This window comes from Pseudarthrobacter sp. CC4 (assembly GCF_048957775.1).
GTDB lineage: Bacteria > Actinomycetota > Actinomycetes > Actinomycetales > Micrococcaceae > Arthrobacter.
This window is the reverse complement of record NZ_JARCCZ010000019.1, coordinates 41,680-59,819: the sequence shown is the minus strand read 5'-3', so window position 1 is coordinate 59,819 and position 18,140 is coordinate 41,680. Positions and strand designations below refer to the sequence as shown.

The window sequence follows — 18,140 nt, the reverse complement described above, 5'->3', positions numbered from 1 at the left end:
ATCAGTCCAGTACACCATTGAGAAAGCAGGCACTGGCATGGCTTCGAAAGACGTTTCATGGCTCCATGCGACTTCTTCATTGCGCGTGGGCGGGAGCTCCAATGCGGAGATCCAGTCGCTCAGGGATCGCTTCCTGGCCGCGCCCGAGGCTACGGACCTGAGCAGTCTGCGACCCGTTATTGCCCGATCATGGCAGCGGAGCCTGGCCTGCAATGTGACCGCCGCCTCACCCTTTCTGCAGACGGCGACCCACCAGGCTGACGAGCAGCTGCTCGCTGCCGCGGAACCCGTCTTGACCGAACTCGAACGTCTGTGCAGCGACTCCGGGGGACTGGTAGTGCTCACTGACGCCGAAGGCACATTGGCTGTCTTCCGCGGCGATGCCACCGAACGTCGGAAAGCGGAGCGGTTGTTCCCGAGCCTGGGAGCGCGGATGGCGGAGGACCTGGTTGGAACCAACTCCGACGGAACTGCTCTTGAGGAGGGCGAAGCAGTACAGGTCTGGGGCGCCGAACACTTCCATGAGGCGCTCCAGAACAGTTACTGCACGTCCGCTCCAATCCGTGACCCGATACGTCGATCCGTTCGGGGTGTCCTGGGCCTGATGTTGCCCGAGAATCTGGCCCGCAGCACGGATCCCGGTTCCGTTCTGTTGACCGTCCACGGAGCGGCCGCAGACATCACCAGGAGGTTGGCAGAAAGGCTGGCGGCACGGGAGCAGGCGCTGATGTCCGAATACCTCAAGGAGATCCGGAAGCGAGGGGCCGATGCGGTGGTAGCCATGGACGAGCGCACCACGATCGCCAGTAGGAGTGCCCTAAGCATGCTGGACCCAAGCGATTTCGCTGTACTCGCGTCCCTGGCACGGGAAGCAGAGCAGCGGAACGGCCTATCACAGCATCGCTTGAATGTCAGCACTGGCAGCGAGGTGCAGCTTCACATCCGTCCCATGGAATTCCGCGAGCCAGGTTCCGGCGGAGCGTCCGTAGTGCGTGTCCAGCTGCCCTCCGCCAACCCGAGTACGCGGGCGGCGTCAGCTGTACGTGAACCCCAAGCACAGTTTGACGGGATGATTGGAACCAGCCGTGCATTCAAGAGGTCCCTTGGCGCCGCGGCCGCAGCCGTGAGCCGGCGGATGCCTGCCTACATAATCGGCGAGCAAGGCAGCGGCAAGCGCACGTTGGCGGAAGCCATGGCCAAGCGCCTGTCACGGGAGACCCGCCTATTCGACTTCGCTCAGCGGCAGCGCGGGGCGGTCACCATTGACGACGTCGATTCGGCCTTGGAACAGGGGGCGGCGGTCATCCTCCACCGCGTGGACAAGTGTCCCTTGCATGTTCTGGAGGACGTGGCCGCCTTGCTCAAGGTCCTGGAGCAACCTCAACTTATCTTGACCGCCGGCGCCGTCAGCGATGATCTCTTGCCGTTACTTTCTGCGCTTAGGGGCATTGAGGTAGGTATGCCACCTCTTCGTGACAGGCGCGAGGACGTCGTAGGTCTGGCGTCGCACTTGCTCAGGAAGGCACTGGGAAGGGAAGTCCGGATGTCACCGAAGCTGCGGGATGCGCTGGTAGCCGCGGACTGGCCGGGCAACGTGCGGCAGCTCCGCGATCTGGTTGAATCTGCTGCCACGCGTTCCCTGCGCGGCGAACTGCACCTGTCGGATCTCAACGCGGTTCAGCTGCGCGGACTGGGCACCGTGCCGCTCACCCGCTTGGAAGAGGCGGAACTCCAGCAGATCAGGGCCGCACTCGCTGAGGCTTCCGGTAACCGGGTGCGGGCCGCTGTGCTGCTGGGGATCGGCAGATCCACGCTTTACCGCAAGATCGAAGCATACGAAGCCAAAGGGTTCGATCTGGCGCTCGGCTGAGGTTTTGTCTGCCCAGGATGCATCATCCTGACACAGTTCAGGTGGAGTTCGTCGATCAGAATCTAGGAACTGACGGGGAACCCGCTTGACGCCACCCGCCAGTTCACAACAGCAGGACCAGCCGGCTGGCCTTTCACCCGACACAGTGCGAGTCAACGACGACTCCACTCCTCCGAGGAGAACACACGTGAAACAAGAACTCCCCGTCCAACGCGCAGCAGCGGACAATTCAGAAGACCATGAAACCCGATCGTCCATGTACCAACTGAGGGGCCGGATGGGAACCACCGGGCTGCTCTTCACGGTGCTGGCCTTCACGGCTCCCTTGGGCGTCGTCTTCGGCTTTGTCTCAGTTAATATCTCCTTCGGGATAGGGGTGCCGGTCGCTTTCGTCGCGGTTGCTGTCCTGATGGCACTCTTTGCCATGGGGTTCACGGGAATGACCAAGGCCATACCGCGGCCAGGTGCGTTCTACACCTACATCCGTGAGGGTTTGGGCCGTCCCCTCGGCCTGGGCGGATCCTTCCTTGCGTTGGTTACTTACGGATTCAATGTGACCTCCTGCATTGTCGTTTCAGGCATCGCAGTGAACAACCTGCTCGGCGCTTTCATGGATGTTGTGACCACCCCCTGGTGGTTATGGAGCATGGTGATGTTCGGCATTGCGTGGGTGCTGAGCTACTTCAACGTGGAGCTCTCCGCCAAGGTCCTCTCCGTCATCCTGGCAGTCGAGGTCCTTTCGGTAGCGATTTTTGACGCGGTCATCATCGCCAACGGAGGCCCGGAGGGTCCGTCCTTCGAGCCTTGGGATCCGACCAACCTGTTCACCCCGACCATCGGTGTCCTCCTGTTGTTCAGCATCGGAGTGTTCAACGGATTTGAAGCGACGGCCATCTACAGGGACGAGGTCAAGGAACCGGCCATCACTATTCCCCGGGCCACCTTCCTGGCGGTTGCGTTCCTGGGCATTTTCTACGCCATCTCGGCGTTTGCCCTGATCCTGTCAACGGGAACATCACAGGCAGTGGCCGCAGCCCAGACGGACCCTACGGCGATGATGCCTGACGCGCTGCTGCGCTACTTTGGAGCCTTCGCGAACCAGGTCATCGGCATCCTGCTGGTCACAAGCTTTTTTGCCTCAGGTCTGTCCCTGCAGAACATCCTGTCCCGCTACACTCATTCCCTCGCCGTTGATGGCATTTTTCCGCAGTCGATCGCGGCGGTCCACCCCAAACATGGCTCTCCCCACCGCGCCGCAGTGTCAGTTGGTGCCGTTCTCCTGCTTGTCCTGCTTGTCCTGGTACTGTCGGGCGGCGATGAGAACTCCCTGTACGCGGCGGCCGCAGGCGTTGCTTTTTATGGAATGCTGCTCCTGCTCTGCCTGACTGCCGTTGCCGTCATTGTTTATTTCCGCAGGAACAGGTCGTCGATGTCGTTCTGGCGGACGCTGATCGCTCCGATCGTCGCCCTAGCAGGGATTGGGTTCGCTTTGTTGACAGCGTCCTTCAACATGGAGCTGCTGGTGGCAGGAGATCCACTCCTGCTGACAGTCTTGCTTCTAATTCCATACGTGTCGATCGCGGTCGGCGTCTTCGTGGCGCTGGCCCTCCGAAGCCGGAAGCCGGACACCTACATTCGGATCGGACGCGCCCTGGACTAGGACAGGATGCGGAGCAGCACCCATAGTGTGCAAGCACGACAAAAGGAGGCCGGATCGTGGTGATCCGGCCTCCTTTCATCGTCCGAAGCCATCAGGAGCCCGGAAACTCAGGCCCCGTACGTCGTGTGCCCTGAAACTTCGGGAATTTCCACCCAGTTTCCGGAACTGGCGCTGCGCAAGGAAGCATCCACCAGTTCGGAAGCTGACCAGCCGTCAGCTACCGAGGGGCCGAGTTGCTTGCCTTCGGCCACCGACCGCAGGAACAGTGCAGCCTCGATTGTCTTCAGGTCGTTGAACCCGATTCCCGGGCCCGGGCCGGGCTGGAAGCGACCAAACTCTCCAAAGGAAGGCGGGGTCATGATCGTGCGGTAGCCGCTGCGGTCAGTCGCCAGCTCCAACTGGTTCATCCGTTCGAAATTCCAGCGCAGGGATCCTTCCGTGCCGTACACCTCGATGATGTATTCGGCGTGCGGACCGATCGCGACGCGGGTGGATTCGAACATGCCGATCGCGCCGCCATCGAAGCGGGCAAGCATGGCGGTGTAGTCCTCGTTCTCAACCTCGCGGGTGACGTCCGAGGCCTGGCCCATGTCGAAGGAATTGGAGGAGTTGCCGGCAGGCAGCGGCCGGTCCTTGATGAACGTCTCGGTGACGGCATTCAGCGACGTTATGCGGCCCACCAGGAACTGGGCGAGGTCGAATCCGTGGCTGAGGACGTCGCCCAGCACACCGGATCCCGCACGAGCCTGCTCGTACCGCCAGGTGAACACCTGGGTGGGATCCGAGGCGTAGCCGGTGAGGAGGCGGATCTGCACGTTGGTGATGCGGCCCAGCGCGCCGGACCGGATGAGGCGCCTAGCTTCCGCCACGGCGGGTGCATGCCGATAGTTGAAGCCTACGGACGTGATGAGCCCGGCGGCCTCAGCTCCCTGGGCTATCTCGCGGGATTCCTGCGCGCTGCGCCCCATGGGCTTCTCGATCCAGAAGTGCTTGCCGGCCTCGATGGTGGCCAGTGCGATTTCATGGTGGAGAAAGTTCGGGGAGCAAATGGACACAACGTCCACGTCCGGGTTCTCGAGTACCTTGCGGTAATCCGTGGCCGTTTCCCTGTAACCAAGCGCGTCCTCGGCATGATGGCGGCCCGCATCATCGGGGTCCGCTGCGATCACCAACTCGGGATGCCGGGGCAGTTCCGGAAAGAACTGTTTGGTGGCCAGGTACGCGCGCGAATGCAACCTACCCATCCATCCGACCGAAATCAGGCCAACCCCAATGCGGTTCTGCTGTTCCAAAAGGACTCCTTAGTTTGTCGCTCTCGGCGGTGCTGTGCCGCAGACTGACGGCGGCATCTGATGATCAGCCTAGGAACGTTGGCGGTGTGTGCTGTGTCTCAATCTGAGACACCCGGAGGCAGGGGAGCGCTGTTTTAGTGGAACGTACTAGTCCGCTACTGCCAAGCAAGAGGAGCCGTCGCCGATGGACCGAGATCAACAACTTCGAACGGAATCCCTTCGGGTCCTCATCACCGGTGCCACGTCGGGTGTTGGGGAAGCGACCGCAAAGCTTTTCGCGAAACGGGGAGCCCGGGTGGCGCTGCTGGGCCGGCGTTCTACGGAACTGCAGCGCGTGGCTGAGGAGATCGACTTCGGTGCACACACCGTCGTTGCCGATGTCTCCGATGCCGCCGCAGTCAAGAACGCCGTCCGGGGTGCGATCTACGCGTTGGGCGGCTTGGACGTCGTGATCAATGCTGCGGGTGTGGCCGGGCACGTTGCTCTGGAAGACCTCAACGACGAGCGCTGGCACGAAGTGCTGGAGACAAACTTGTCCGGCACTTTCTTCGTTGCGCGGGAAGCCGCGCTCCACATGCGGCGGTCAGGAGGAGGCTCGATCGTCAACGTGGCATCCGACCTCGCTGCCATGGGCATGCCGGGGCTTGTTCATTACTGCGCGGCCAAAGCTGGTGTTGTGGGACTGACTCGCGCCCTGGCGCTGGAACTCGCACCCCTTGTCCGCGTGAACGCCGTTTGTCCAGGGCCGATTGATACACCCATGGTGCGTGAGGGCCTGGCAGCGGCGCCGAACCCAACGGAAGCCCGGAGCTTGAAAGAAAGCACGGTGCCGCTAAACCGGCTCGCGGATCCGGACGAGGTGGCAGCGGCTATCTATTTCCTAGCCGTGGAAGGGACTTTTGCTACCGGAACCAGCATGGCGTTCGACGGCGGCACAACAGCTGCGTAGGAACGCCCCAATTTACCTGTCAAGAGCGAACAAGCCCAAGGAGTTTTAAAAGACATGGAAGAGTCGAACTACAAGGACCTCCGGAGCGCGCGATGGTTCGCACCGCACGACCTCACCGGATTCGTTCACCGAACAGCGATCCAGGCAGAGGGCTTCTCGCGCTTTGCCCTCAAGGACAAGCCCGTCATCGGCATCGCCAACTCCTGGTCGGAGCTGGTCAACTGCAACATCCATTTCAAGCTGCTGGCAGACGCCGTCAAGCGCGGCGTTCTCATGGCCGGTGGTCTACCGCTGGAGTTCCCCACCATTTCCTTGGGTGAAAGTCTCATGAAGCCGTCGGCCATGCAGTTCCGAAACCTCATGGCCATGGACGTTGAAGAGTCCATCCGCGCCTACCCGCTGGACGCCATCGTCCTCCTGGGCGGTTGCGACAAGACAGTCCCGGCTCAGCTCATGGGGGCCGCCAGTGCAGATGTTCCAACCATCATGCTGACCGGCGGGCCCCAAGAGCCCGCACACTTCCGGGGGAAGCAACTTGGCGTCGGCACGGACACCTGGAAATACGCAGATGAGCTCCGCGCAGGGAAGATCACCGAGGCGGACTTCGACGAGCTTGAATCGGCTGCGAAACCTTCTGCCGGACACTGCAGCGAGATGGGCACAGCCTCCACCATGACGTCCCTCGTCGAAGCGCTCGGCATGTGTTTGCCGGGCACTGCGTCGATCCCTGCGGTAGATGCGCGTCGCGCCCAAGCAGCGGAAGCCACCGGCCGCCGGGCAGTGGAAATGGCCCTGTCACAGGGGCCAAAGCCCAGCGAAATATTGACAAAAGAGGCCTTCGATAACGCAATCACCCTCCTGATGGCTGTGGGTGGTTCCACCAACGCCGTGGTGCACCTTCTGGCACTCGCAAGGCGCGTCGGCTATGAGCTGCCATTGGACCGCTTCCATGAAATCTCCCAGCGGACCCCTCGCATTGTTAACGTCCGTCCGTCCGGCGAGTACTTGGTGCAGCAACTGTTCCAGGTTGGCGGCATCTCCACCGTACTCAAGGAACTGGCGCCTCTGCTGAACAAGGACGCACTCACGGTCACGGGGGAGTCCCTTGCGAAAGGCTACAGTTCGGCCCCCGAACCTGACGGAGTCGTGGTCAGTACTCTCGAGGCCCCCTTCGATGCCTCCGGAGGCATCGCCGTCGTCCGTGGGTCTCTGGCACCCAACGGAGCGGTCATCAAAAGGAGTGCTGCGTCCAAGGATCTGCTGCAGCACAAGGGCTCAGCCGTGGTCTTCGAGGACATTTACGATCTGGGACGCAGGATTGACGATCCAGACTTGGACATTACCGAAGAATCTGTTTTGGTCCTGCGCAACAGCGGGCCTGTAGGAGCTCCCGGCATGCCCGAATGGGGCATGCTTCCCATTCCCGAGAGGCTTCTGCGCCGCGGGATCCGCGACATCGTCCGCATATCCGACGCCCGGATGAGCGGCACCGCCTTTGGCACCACCGTGCTGCACGTGTCTCCGGAGGCCGCCGTAGGTGGACCGCTGGCGATTGTTCGGGACGGGGACCCCATCGTGCTCGATGTTGAGAACCAGCGCCTGGACTTGGACATCCCTGCAGAAGAGATCGAGAGCCGGCTGGCAGAACTCAAGCTTCCGGAACCGAAATACCGGCGCGGCTACGGACGGCTCTTCATCGATCACGTGAACCAGGCCGACGAAGGTTGCGACTTCGACTTCCTCAAGGGCCTGCCGGACGAGGAGCCACAACGCTTGCCATACGGCCTGATGAGCGGTTGGCAGGGCGGCTGGTAAACGGCTGCAAACATAAGAACAAGCAGGGGCTGCTCCTAGGCGCGGACCCGGGAAGGGGAAAGTGTGTCAAGACCAAAAGTGATGGTAATTGTCCAGGAGGGCCGCCCCCGCCCTCCTGTTGAACGGTTGGAAGCCGAGGCAGACGTCGTGGTGGTGCGCACCGCGGACGAGTTCCGGGCCGCCCAGCCCGGCGCCGAGATCCTGTTCCTGAACGACTTCAGGACCAATCTCCTGCGTGAGGTGGGGCCGGGGGAGCTGCGGTGGATCCACACGTCAAGCATCGGCGTTGACAGCCTCATGACCGATGAAATCATCAACAGCAACATCGTTGTCAGCAACTCCCGCGGCGTGTGCGAGCGGCCCATCGCAGAGTGGGTCCTGGGCGTCCTGCTGATGTTCACCAAAGACCTGCGCCGCACCATAGAGCTGCAGCAGGCACGCACCTGGCAGCACCGCGAAACCGAGCCGCTGCTGGGACGTAAAGTCCTGGTTGTGGGGCCGGGACCGGTTGGCCGCGAAACCGTCCTCCTCCTGCGAGCTGCAGGAATGGCCGTTAGCGTTGTGGGCCGGTCTGCCAGGAATGATCCGCAGCTGGGGTCCATCTCCGGCTTTGATGAGCTTGACCAGCTTCTTGGTCAGGCCGATGATGTAGTGCTGACCCTGCCGCTCACATCAGAAACCCGTGGGCTGTTCAACTCGTCGCGGTTCCGCAAGATGCGGCCCGGGGCGCGCCTGGTCAACGTAGGCCGCGGGGCGGTGGTGGTGGAGCAGGACCTCCTTGACGCCCTTGACGCCAAGCACCTGGGCGGGGCGGCACTGGATGTGTTTGAACATGAGCCCTTGGATGCAGGGAACCCGCTGTGGAGCCGTCGGAACATCCTCGTCTCCCCGCATGCCTCCGGCGACCTGATTGGCTGGCGCGGAAGAGTAGTGGATTGTTTTGCACGTAATCTCAGACTATGGAAGGCCCATGAGCCCCTGCAGGACGTGGTGGACCTGAAGAAACTTGGTCCGGCTACTCCTGCCTTGGCGTCTGACGCACCCTAAATGAAGGCATTCCATGGGGTATTCCGAAGTTCTGGAAACAGGACCGGAATGCCCCATGGGATCGCGTGTCCCAAGCTGGTACAGTGCTCCCACGATCCGCGTCGGTAGTGTGATTCAGCACTCAAAATTTCGTGACGAGGATTACATGTCAAGCACAACAAGAGGTACGACGAAAACGCCGACCCAGACCCAGGACCACAAGCTCAGCGGCAACATGGGCGTGGGTGAGCTCGTGATGAACGTGCTCGCCTTTTCCTCTCCGCTGACAACAGTTGCAGGCACCTTGCCTGTGATGCTTCTTTTCAGCGGGCACACGGCACCGGGCATCTACCTGCTAGTGACGCTCATGCTGCTGATCTTCTCTGTGGGCTTCGTGAAAATGAGCCGCAGCGTTGAAGCGCCGGGCGGTTTCTACTCGTTTGTCACGGCCGGTCTGGGTAAGCCGGCAGGTCTTGGAGGTGCGCTGCTGGCCCTCTTCGGATACGTTTTCATTGGGTTCTTTGCACCCTCGCTTTTTGCTTTGACTCTCCAAAGCTTCGTGGTGAACACGTTGAACGGGCCCGATATCCCTTGGTACTGGTATGGGCTTGGCATCATCGGTATCACCACACTCCTGGCTTATCACCGCATTGATCTCTCCGCGAAGGTCCTCACGGTCGTCATGCTGCTGGAATCGGCAGTCGTGGTCATCTTCGACGTCGCCGCTTTCGCCGCAGGATCCGGAGAGGTGGTGCAGGGCATCGGCTTCTCTATGCCGTGGATTACGGATGCCGGGTTGGGGCTGGCACTTCTGTTCGCCGTCGGAAACTTCTTCGGGTTTGAAGCGACAGTGATCTACCGGGACGAAGTCAAGAATCCGGACCGCACCATCCCCCGGGCCACCTACATTGCGGTAGTGGGAATCGGGCTGTTCTACGCCGTGGCGGCCTGGGCCTACACCACATTCATTGGGGCAGAGAAAGTTCAGGGTGAAGCTGCCGCCAACACCGTGAACCTCTTCAATGACGGCGCCACGGTCCTCGTGGGCAAGATCTTCGCGGACATTGCAGTGGTCCTTCTCATCACCTCGATCCTGGCTTCAATGCTTTCGATCCAGAACATCGCCGCCCGGTACAGCTTCTCGCTGGCGGCCGATGGGGCGCTGCCCTCCGCGCTCGGCCGGGTCCACCCCCGCCATAAGTCGCCCTACGTTTCGGCAGTGGCAGTTGGCATCCTGTGGGCCGCGGCTACACTGATTTTCACCGTGGTGGGAGTTGCTCCCGAGATGCTGTATCCCATTGCCAGCGGCAGTGGAACCTTTGCAGTGCTGCTCTTGATGTTCATCACGAGCTTTGCTGTTCTCGTCTACTTCGTCCGCCGCCGCAGCTTCGCTCCAGAGCCGGTCTGGAAGACCATAGTTGCTCCCATGATCAGCGTGGTGTTCCTGGGCCTGATCACCTACCTGGCAATCACCAATTATCCCGAGCTCATCGGTGGCTCGGCCATCATGACCGCGATCTTTATGACATTCACCTTTGCCCTGTTCTTTGGCGGCATTGTTTATGCATTCCTGCTGCGGTCCAAGCGCCCGGACATTTATGCCCGCCTGGGCCGCCAAAAGACTGATTGAAATTCCCTTTCAAGATACACACGTTCGGAGATCTGCAATGACGCAACAGCTCAGAATTGGCTTGTTCGGGACCGGACGCATCGGTCAGGTCCACGCGCTGAGTTTGGCCAGCTTGGAGGAAGCAACACTCGCCTGGGTCTGTGACCCGTTCGTAGAGGGCGCCAAAAAGACAGCCGCCGAATTCGGTGGTCGCGTAAGCGATGACCCGGAGGAAGTCTTTGCCTCAGGAGAAGTCGATGCCGTCATTGTTGCCTCACCAACAGCGACCCACGTGGACCTGGTGGAGAGAGCCATTGATGCCGGTGTGCCCGTGTTGTGCGAGAAACCCATCGACCTGGAAATTTCCCGCGTTGACGCGATCCGGGCTAAGGCTGCTGCCGCGGATGTCCCCATTGCCTTGGGTTTCAACAAGCGCTTCGACAGGCACTTCGTGGAACTGAAGCGCCGTGTGGGAGCTGGCGAGATCGGTGCGCTGGAACAGCTTGTCATCACCAGCCGAGATCCGGGAGAACCGCCGGCAGCCTATGTCAGGCAGTCGGGCGGCATTTTTCGGGACATGACCATCCACGACCTGGACATGGCGCGGTACTTCATACCCGACATTGTCGAGGTGTCGGCGCGCGGCGCGAACGCCTTCAGCGAGGACATTCGCAATGCTGGCGACTTCGACTCGGCAGTGGTTACCCTACGCGGGTCTAAGGAAGAGCTCGTGACCATCGTGAACTCACGCCACGCAGCCTACGGCTACGATCAGCGCATTGAGGCCTTCGGTCCAGCGGGCTTGCTCCAGGTGGGCAATAAGAATGACGCTCTCGTTCGGCACTGGGGAGCCAGAGCGGTCGAAGCGATCGGCCCTTACCAAAACTTTTTTCTCGAGCGGTACGCGGAAGCCTACCGCCTGGAGGTGGCCGAATTCCTGCGGGCGGTACGCGGTCTGCCTTCGCGGAGCCCCGGCTTCGAGGACGGCCGCGCAGCGCTGATCCTGGCCGACGCTGCAGAGAAATCCGCCCGGACTGGGGTCGCGATAGAAGTGGTCCTTACCTAGAGGAGCCAACAATGCCGCTTGCCCTGGGCCGCGGTGTTTCGCAACAGCATCTCCGGCCCAGGGCAAGCTCTTCCCCGCTGATCACCCAGAACCAACCGAATCAGCGGCGGGGCGGTGAGCCGGTGTCGGCACGGCTCTGGAGACCTGGGCGTTACGGCTGAATGCACGTCGACGATACGGTTGTCAGAAGGCAGGGACAAGGGCCGCGGTCTGCTCGCGAAAGCCGCGCGGGGTACCGCTCGTCGGACACGTAGAGGACAGGTCCCAGGGACGTCATGTGGATTGTCCCGGGGGTGTGCGTCGACTCCTCCACACGAGCTCGGCTACAGCCTGAAATAGGAAGTGTGCCGGCGTCCCCGCCGAATCTCGGGTCAGCGTGGCTGCTTGAAACCGCTCTGAATTGAAACGATCCACGCTGATTCTCCGGCGCTTCATTTCGCTGTTCCAAATTGGCACACATGCCGCATTCTTGAATCCGTCAAAGTTCAAGTAAGTGAAACAGTGTGGTGGGGGTCACGCAATAAAGGGATTCTTTTCAACTACCCCTGAACTGCAGGATCAAACTAAGACAATTTGATCGACCGCCGCCGCTTAAGTTGTTTCACCGGTTCATTTGCATAGCCCAATCGAACGAGGATGAGATGACCGACGCACCACCGGCGACCCCTCCACTGGTCGCCCTTAAGGACATACATAAGACATTCGGGGCGGTGTCCGCTTTGCGCGGCGTCAGCATCGATGTCCAGCCCGGCGAAACTTTCGCGTTGCTTGGCGACAACGCTGCCGGCAAATCAACGCTTATGAAGGTACTCACGGGCGTTTACCAACCCGATCGGGGTTCCATCGAGCTCGACGGAAAAAAGACGGAGTTTCCCACCCCCTCAGCTTCCCGTGACCAGGGGGTCGAGATGGTGTACCAAGACTTTGCCTTGGCAGACAACCTGGATGTCCGTACCAACATCTTCTTGGGACGGGAACCGCAAAAGAACATCCTCGGTCCCTTCCTGCGGATCATCGACCGCAAGAAAATGGAAGTCGAGACCAAACGGGTGCTTGAACGCCTGGACATCCCCATCAACCCCCGGCTCAAGGTCAAGCGGCTCTCCGGGGGCCAGCGACAAGCGGTCGCGATCGGGCGGGCACTGGCCTTCGATGCCCGGCTGATCATCATGGATGAGCCCACCGCCAACCTTTCAGTCGCGAAAGTGGACAAGCTCATCGAGGTGACCCAGCGCCTCAAAGACCTGGGAATAGCCGTCATCATCATCACGCACCGGCTGGACGAAGCCTTTGCCGTGGCCGACCGGTTCGCCGTCATGCGCCAGGGGCAAGTGGTGGGCCGCTTCCGGGTGGGAGACGTCACCGAGTCCCAGGTGGCACACCTCATTTCCCACGGCACGTTGGACGACTACGTTGACGACGGTGGCGGCATACCCGAGGAGCGACGCAAGATTGGCTCCACCTCATCCCTGCCCGTTGTCAACGCAATGGCAGCACCCGGAACGACGATCAACGGGAGCGACTCGTGACCCTGACATTGGATAACCTCAAGACAAAGCTGGGGCCCGCGGACCTGAAGAGCGGGTCGACCGCCACCAAGGTCAAGCGCTTCGTCGGGGACTACGGCATCCTCGTGTTCTTCGTACTGATTATTGCCTTCCTGACTTTTGCTGCTCCCAACTTCCTCACCCTGAACAACGTGGTCAACGTGGTCAGGCAGTCGTCCATCATTGGACTGATCGCCTTGGGAATGACGTTCATCATGATTACCGCGGGCATCGACCTCTCAGTCGGCTCCATCGTGGGCCTGGCGGGCATGACGTTTGCGTTGCTCGCCCCCGCCAGCGGTGGGGCGTTCTGGTTGCCGTTGATAGCGGGTCTGGGCGTTGGCCTGCTCGTGGGATTCCTGAGCGCGGCGATGGTGGTGTGGGGCGCCATCTTGCCCTTCCTGGCAACGCTTGCCACGATGGCCATAGCCCGCACAGCGGCCCTGGTCATCACGGATGGTCAAGTGGTTTCCGGCCTGAGCGGCCCTGCGGAATGGCTGGGGTCTGGCTTCGTCGGTCCCATTCCCGTCCCGGTAATCATCTTTCTGCTGGCCGCAATGATCTGTGAGTTTGTTCTGAGCCGTACCAAGTTCGGTTCACACGTCTATGCAGTCGGGGGAAACGAAGAGTCGGCCAAGAAAGTGGGAATCTCCACCAGCCGAGTACTTTTCACTGTTTATCTCATCGGCGGTGTCACCGCCGCACTGGGTGGCCTTGTCCTGACTGCCCGTCTGGATGGTGCAGCGCCGGTGGCCGGTACCGGCTACGAGCTTCAGGTGATCGCCGCCGTCGTGATCGGTGGGACGAGCCTCTTCGGCGGCGTCGGCACCATCCGTGGAACCGTCATCGGGGTCCTCCTGTTGGGCGTCGTGATGAACGGCATGAACCTGCTGGGCGTCTCCTCCTACTACCAGCAAGGCGTGCAGGGCATCATTTTGGTGCTCGCAGTCCTCCTGAACCGGTGGAAGTCGGACTGACCGAACCACCCCAAAACAAGGAAAAAACTCCTTGCGTACAGTCAAAACCCCCGAAAGGAACAACCATGCGAATGGAACGTAAAATCGCCGCAGCGCTAGCCATGATGGCAGCAGGTGCCCTCACCCTGACAGGATGTGCCGGCAGCAGCAATGCAGGCAACAGCAGCGGGACGGACAAGACCTACAACATTGGCGTTGTAGTGCTTGACCTGCAGGACCCGGACCTGGCCCACATGACCGACGCGATGAAGAAGACGGCCGACGAAAAGGGCGTCAAGCTGAACATCACCGACTCCAAGAAAGATGTCGGAAGTGAACTAAACCAGGTAGAGGACCTCCTCACCCGCCAGGTCGACGCCATCATCATGCAGCCCCTGGACGGCGAAGCCAGCCAAAATGCGGCAAAGCGGGTCCTCGCCGCCGACATCCCGCTGTTCATCCTGTCCACAGAATTCGCAGAGGGTGCGGACGTTGGATACAAGAGCTACATCGGTGTAGATGACACCGTGGCCGGTGAAATGCAGGCCGAGTACTTGAACAAGACGCTTCCTGAAGGCGGCAACATTGTGTTCGCCGCCGGAATTTACGGTGCGTCGTGGACGGATCGCCGCAAGAGTGGCTTTGACAGCAAGATCAACGACAACTTCAAAGTGGTTGCGGAGTTCCAGGCCAAGGGCAGCCGCGACGACGCCAAGCGGAACATGGAGGATACTCTTCAGCGCTTTGGTGCCGGCCAAATCGATGCCGTGGTTGCCAACAACGACGAGATGGCCATTGGCGCGGCCTCGGCCATTGCTGACGCTGGCCGCACTGCCGAGTTCAAGGCGGTAGTTGGTGTCGACGGCACGGAACCGGCACTGCAGGAAATCAAGGCAGGAACTATGTCGGCAACGGTCCGCCAAGACTCTGCTGGCCAGGGTGCCAAGGCAGTTGAGGTTGTCACTGACTTCCTTAATGGCGGAAACGTGGAGAACCGATACACGCTGCCGTTCACGCTCATCTCCAAGGACAACCTTTCCGAGTTCTTGAAGTAGGCAGTTCCATCAATCCAACGGGCACAGCGGATGCATCCGCTGTGCCCGTTCTGTTTTGGCACACCCCCGATTACGCCGCACCTGCCTACACTTCCTGCGGACCACTACGAATGGAGAATTCGACCATGCCCAACGACGACGGTGACACGAAACTGAGGCAGCTGCTCGCCAGGTTGAAGGATCACGGCATCGAAGTGGACGACTCTTCCCGAAGGCGCTCTGAGTACTCCTATGACGCATCGAACTACCGCGTACGGCCAGCCGCCGTCGCCTTCCCAAAGAACGTCGACGACGTGCGAAACGTTTTGCGGGCATGCTCGGCCGCAGGTGTACCGACCACCGCTCGTGGCGGGGGAACCTCGATGGCGGGAAACGCAGTAGGCGACGGTTTGGTGATCGACCTTTCCCGCCACATGACCACTGTGGAAACCCTCGATGCCAGCCAGGCGACGGTCTGGACAGACGCGGGGGTTGTCCTTGGTGAGCTGCGCGCGCAGGTTGAAAAGACCACCATAGGCAAGCTGACATTTGCCCCGGACCCTTCTTCTCTGACGCGCGCCACGGTAGGGGGCTCCATCGGTAACGACGCCTGCGGAAACCACTCAGTAGCATATGGCCGCATGACCCATCACGTGCAGGAGGTGGAGCTGGTCACGGCCGACGGCGCGTATCTCAGGGCAGGGCGGGATTTCCTTCGCGCCGTCGACGAAAACGACGTCCATTCTGTTGCCCGGGCGAAGGAACTGCTGGAAGGCCTCCAAGCGCTGGCGAAAGCACATCTGGCGGTCCTCCGGAAGGAGCTGCAAACCATTCCCCGGCAGGTCTCCGGGTACCATGTGGGCCACCTGCTGCCGGAACAGGGTTTCAACGTGGCCAGTGCACTGGCAGGCAGCGAAGGTACGTGCGCCATCGTTGTGCGGGCCAAGTTGGGCCTTGTGCAAACGCCCTTGGCCACCGCGCTGCTGTGCCTTGGCTACGCGAACACTATCGATTCCGCGCGTGACGTGATGACCATCCTGGCCGCAAAGCCGAGTGCGATCGAGGGCCTTGACGTATCGATCGTGGACATCATGCGGCACCGCAGGGGAGCGGCCAGCGTGGAGTCATTGCCGGACGGCAAGGCCTTTCTCCTGGTCGAGTTTTCGGATGACACCCTTCAACAGGCGGCCGCCTCCTGTGAAGACCTGGTTGATAAGCTCAGCGTCGACGGCCGGGTGATTGACCATTCGATCGTCACGGAACCCCTGGAACGGGCCGCGCTGTGGAGGGTGCGCGAAGACGGCGCAGGGCTCTCGTCGAGACGGATCGATGGAGTGCAAACGTGGCCCGGCTGGGAAGATTCTGCGGTTGCACCGGAGCGGCTTGCTGACTACTTGGCTGACTTGCTCCCACTGGTAAAGAAGTACGGCTATACGGCCTGTATGTACGGCCACTTTGGTGCAGGGTGCGTCCATATGCGGTTGGATTACGATCTGCGCAGTGACTCCGGGCGCAGGGTATTCAACGACTTCACCCGCGAAGCGGCCAAGCTGGTTGTGGCCCATGGCGGCTCGCTGTCCGGGGAACACGGTGACGGTCGCGCGCGTAGCGAATTACTTGAGGTGATGTACTCCCAGGAGATGATGGGCATCTTCAAGGCCTTCAAACGCCTCTGGGATCCGGCAGGGGTCCTCAACCCCGGAATCATCGTCGACCCGGAACCTTTCTCCGCCTCGCTGGCCTTGGAAGGAGTAGTTGCACCCGGCCCCACCCACGATCAGCTGACCGTAACCCCGGCTGCCGCTACTGTCACCTCCGGAGACCGTACTCTCCTCCCGGTGGCGAGTCCGTTCGTCGGGAACACCCACGCATGCATCGGTGTAGGACGGTGCCGGTCCGCCACTGGCGGCTTCATGTGTCCCAGTTACCGGGCCACGAAGGATGAAAAGGATTCAACCCGCGGCCGGGCCCGGGTGTTGCAGGAACTGACCCGGACCCAAGGCAGCAGCCAGGACGGCTGGTCAAGCCCGGAAGTTCGGGAAGCACTTGACCTCTGCCTTTCCTGCAAAGCCTGTTCCGCCGACTGCCCCACCGGCGTGGACATCGCCGAGGCCAAGTCGGAACTGATCGATGAGCATTACCGCGGGCGCATCCGGCCCTTCACTCACTACTCCATCGGCTGGCTGCCGCAGTGGCTCCCGCTGCTGACCTGGGTGGCACCCCTGGCCAACGCGGGGACAGCATTTCGCCCCTTCCGGCTTGCGGGGGAATGGTTGGGCATCAGTGCGCGACGGCGGCTTCCGGCTTTTGCAACGACCGGCAGAATCCGGCGACAGGTGCGGGAAGCCGGGTTCACGGCCAACGCCGACGTCCTTCTGTTCATCGACAGTTTTACGCGCGCCTTCCGGCCCGAGGTCGTCCCGGCTGCAGCCCGGGTGCTCCGCGACGTCGGCAACTCCGTTGGGTGTACTCCCGATGCTTGCTGCGGGCTAACGTGGATCTCCACCGGGCAACGCGATGGCGCCCGAAAGCGGCTGACCAGGCTGATAGGCAAATTCGACGACGGCACGGACCGGGATATCGTTGTCCTCGAGCCCAGCTGCGCCGCGACCATCCGTGATGAAGGTCCAAAGCTGGTAGGCGGCGCGGCCGCCGCCAGGGTCGCGGCAAGAGTCCGCTCGTTCTCCGTCGCTGTTGACGAAGCCGTCGAACACGGGTGGAAGCCCACGGCGCTGGCCCCCGAGACAGCTGTGCTGCAAACCCACTGCCACGAGCACGCCGTATTCGGTTCAGGTGCCCAAAAACGCGTCCTGAAAGCCTGGGGAGTTCCGAACCTCGTGGAATCCTCCTCTTGCTGTGGCGTCGCCGGCAACTTTGGTTTTGAAGCCGAGCACTTTGACATGTCCATGAAAGTTGCCGAGCTCTCCGTCATCTCGGCTCTCGCAAAAGGCGACACTGATGCCCTTGTACTCACCGACGGCTTCAGTTGCGCCATGCAGGTCTCGCAGATAGACCCCGGGCGCTCGAGCAAGCACCTCGCCGTGGCATTGGACCCTGACAATGCCAGCGGGGGACAGTAGGTGGAATACTTCGGAATTTTCCTCATTTTGGTAGCGGCCGGGTTGGGCTTGATTGGCCCACATTTGAGCAAGCCCGCCCGTCGACCGCAAAACTTGGCCAACATCCGGGGCATCCTTTTTGTGCCGTCGGGCCCGGCAGCCTTCTTAATCGCCGCGGCGGGATTCTTCATCTTCGTCACGAACATCGGCTGACGATGAGCCGGCCTCGTAAGCAGGACGTGTGGGCATGCCAAAAA

13 protein-coding genes are annotated in these 18,140 nt (G+C 61.2%); 12 read left to right on the top strand and 1 reads right to left on the bottom strand.

Going from position 1 to position 18,140, the window contains the following annotated elements; translation table 11 throughout:
- Nucleotides 1-37: 37 nt before the first annotated feature.
- Together PV768_RS14085 and PV768_RS14080 are read left to right on the top strand one after the other, a co-directional pair.
- A complete protein-coding gene (locus PV768_RS14085; RefSeq protein ID WP_421093322.1) occupies nt 38-1,870 on the top strand; it encodes a sigma-54-dependent Fis family transcriptional regulator in 1,833 nt (610 codons plus the stop codon).
- A 187-nt stretch (nt 1,871-2,057) separates the two neighbouring features.
- Nucleotides 2,058-3,530 (top strand): APC family permease, encoded by a 1,473-nt coding sequence (locus tag PV768_RS14080; protein ID WP_421093321.1) that lies wholly within the window; start codon nt 2,058-2,060, stop codon nt 3,528-3,530.
- A 107-nt stretch (nt 3,531-3,637) separates the two neighbouring features.
- Here the strand turns inward: PV768_RS14080 and PV768_RS14075 are convergent, their stop codons facing one another.
- Nucleotides 3,638-4,822 (bottom strand): Gfo/Idh/MocA family protein, encoded by a 1,185-nt coding sequence (locus tag PV768_RS14075; RefSeq protein WP_421093320.1) that lies wholly within the window; start codon nt 4,820-4,822, stop codon nt 3,638-3,640.
- Nucleotides 4,823-5,006: 184 nt separating this feature from the next.
- On the opposite strand from PV768_RS14075, the gene PV768_RS14070 reads away from it, so the two are divergent.
- The 10 genes from PV768_RS14070 to PV768_RS14025 all read left to right on the top strand — a co-directional run bounded on the left by PV768_RS14070 (nt 5,007) and on the right by PV768_RS14025 (nt 18,096).
- Nucleotides 5,007-5,771 (top strand): SDR family NAD(P)-dependent oxidoreductase, encoded by a 765-nt coding sequence (locus tag PV768_RS14070; protein ID WP_104997740.1) that lies wholly within the window; start codon nt 5,007-5,009, stop codon nt 5,769-5,771.
- Nucleotides 5,772-5,825: 54 nt separating this feature from the next.
- Nucleotides 5,826-7,586 (top strand): IlvD/Edd family dehydratase, encoded by a 1,761-nt coding sequence (locus PV768_RS14065; RefSeq protein WP_421093319.1) that lies wholly within the window; start codon nt 5,826-5,828, stop codon nt 7,584-7,586.
- A gap of 81 nt (nt 7,587-7,667) precedes the next feature.
- Nucleotides 7,668-8,633, top strand: coding sequence for a D-2-hydroxyacid dehydrogenase (locus PV768_RS14060; RefSeq protein WP_421093318.1), 966 nt, complete (start codon nt 7,668-7,670; stop codon nt 8,631-8,633).
- Nucleotides 8,634-8,778: 145 nt separating this feature from the next.
- On the top strand, nt 8,779-10,242 hold the full coding sequence (locus PV768_RS14055) for an APC family permease (protein ID WP_421093317.1): 1,464 nt from the start codon (nt 8,779-8,781) through the stop codon (nt 10,240-10,242).
- A gap of 37 nt (nt 10,243-10,279) precedes the next feature.
- Nucleotides 10,280-11,287 (top strand): inositol 2-dehydrogenase, encoded by a 1,008-nt coding sequence (iolG, locus tag PV768_RS14050; RefSeq protein ID WP_104997744.1) that lies wholly within the window; start codon nt 10,280-10,282, stop codon nt 11,285-11,287.
- Between the two features lie 641 nt (nt 11,288-11,928).
- Nucleotides 11,929-12,816: an ATP-binding cassette domain-containing protein gene (locus PV768_RS14045; protein ID WP_234005559.1), complete on the top strand. Its 888-nt coding sequence runs from the start codon at nt 11,929-11,931 to the stop codon at nt 12,814-12,816.
- On the top strand, nt 12,813-13,811 hold the full coding sequence (locus PV768_RS14040; protein ID WP_234005560.1) for an ABC transporter permease: 999 nt from the start codon (nt 12,813-12,815) through the stop codon (nt 13,809-13,811). The genes PV768_RS14045 and PV768_RS14040 overlap by 4 nt, the downstream gene beginning before the upstream one ends.
- Before the next feature lie 65 nt (nt 13,812-13,876).
- Nucleotides 13,877-14,845 carry a sugar ABC transporter substrate-binding protein gene (locus tag PV768_RS14035; protein ID WP_421093316.1) on the top strand — a complete coding sequence of 323 codons (969 nt, stop codon included), beginning with the start codon at nt 13,877-13,879 and terminating at the stop codon, nt 14,843-14,845.
- Between the two features lie 125 nt (nt 14,846-14,970).
- Nucleotides 14,971-17,904 carry an FAD-binding and (Fe-S)-binding domain-containing protein gene (locus PV768_RS14030; protein WP_421093315.1) on the top strand — a complete coding sequence of 978 codons (2,934 nt, stop codon included), beginning with the start codon at nt 14,971-14,973 and terminating at the stop codon, nt 17,902-17,904.
- Complete coding sequence (locus PV768_RS14025; RefSeq protein WP_421093314.1) at nt 17,905-18,096, top strand: hypothetical protein; 192 nt, start codon at nt 17,905-17,907, stop codon at nt 18,094-18,096.
- The last annotated feature ends 44 nt before the right edge of the window (nt 18,097-18,140 follow it).

Coding starts and splice junctions, on each gene's coding strand:
- PV768_RS14070 (WP_104997740.1), top strand. CDS start 5,007: ATGGACCGAGATCAACAACTTCGAACGGAATCCCTTCGGGTCCTCATC.
- PV768_RS14065 (WP_421093319.1), top strand. CDS start 5,826: ATGGAAGAGTCGAACTACAAGGACCTCCGGAGCGCGCGATGGTTCGCA.
- PV768_RS14085 (WP_421093322.1), top strand. CDS start 38: ATGGCTTCGAAAGACGTTTCATGGCTCCATGCGACTTCTTCATTGCGC.
- PV768_RS14060 (WP_421093318.1), top strand. CDS start 7,668: ATGGTAATTGTCCAGGAGGGCCGCCCCCGCCCTCCTGTTGAACGGTTG.
- PV768_RS14045 (WP_234005559.1), top strand. CDS start 11,929: ATGACCGACGCACCACCGGCGACCCCTCCACTGGTCGCCCTTAAGGAC.
- iolG (WP_104997744.1), top strand. CDS start 10,280: ATGACGCAACAGCTCAGAATTGGCTTGTTCGGGACCGGACGCATCGGT.
- PV768_RS14030 (WP_421093315.1), top strand. CDS start 14,971: ATGCCCAACGACGACGGTGACACGAAACTGAGGCAGCTGCTCGCCAGG.
- PV768_RS14035 (WP_421093316.1), top strand. CDS start 13,877: ATGCGAATGGAACGTAAAATCGCCGCAGCGCTAGCCATGATGGCAGCA.
- PV768_RS14055 (WP_421093317.1), top strand. CDS start 8,779: ATGTCAAGCACAACAAGAGGTACGACGAAAACGCCGACCCAGACCCAG.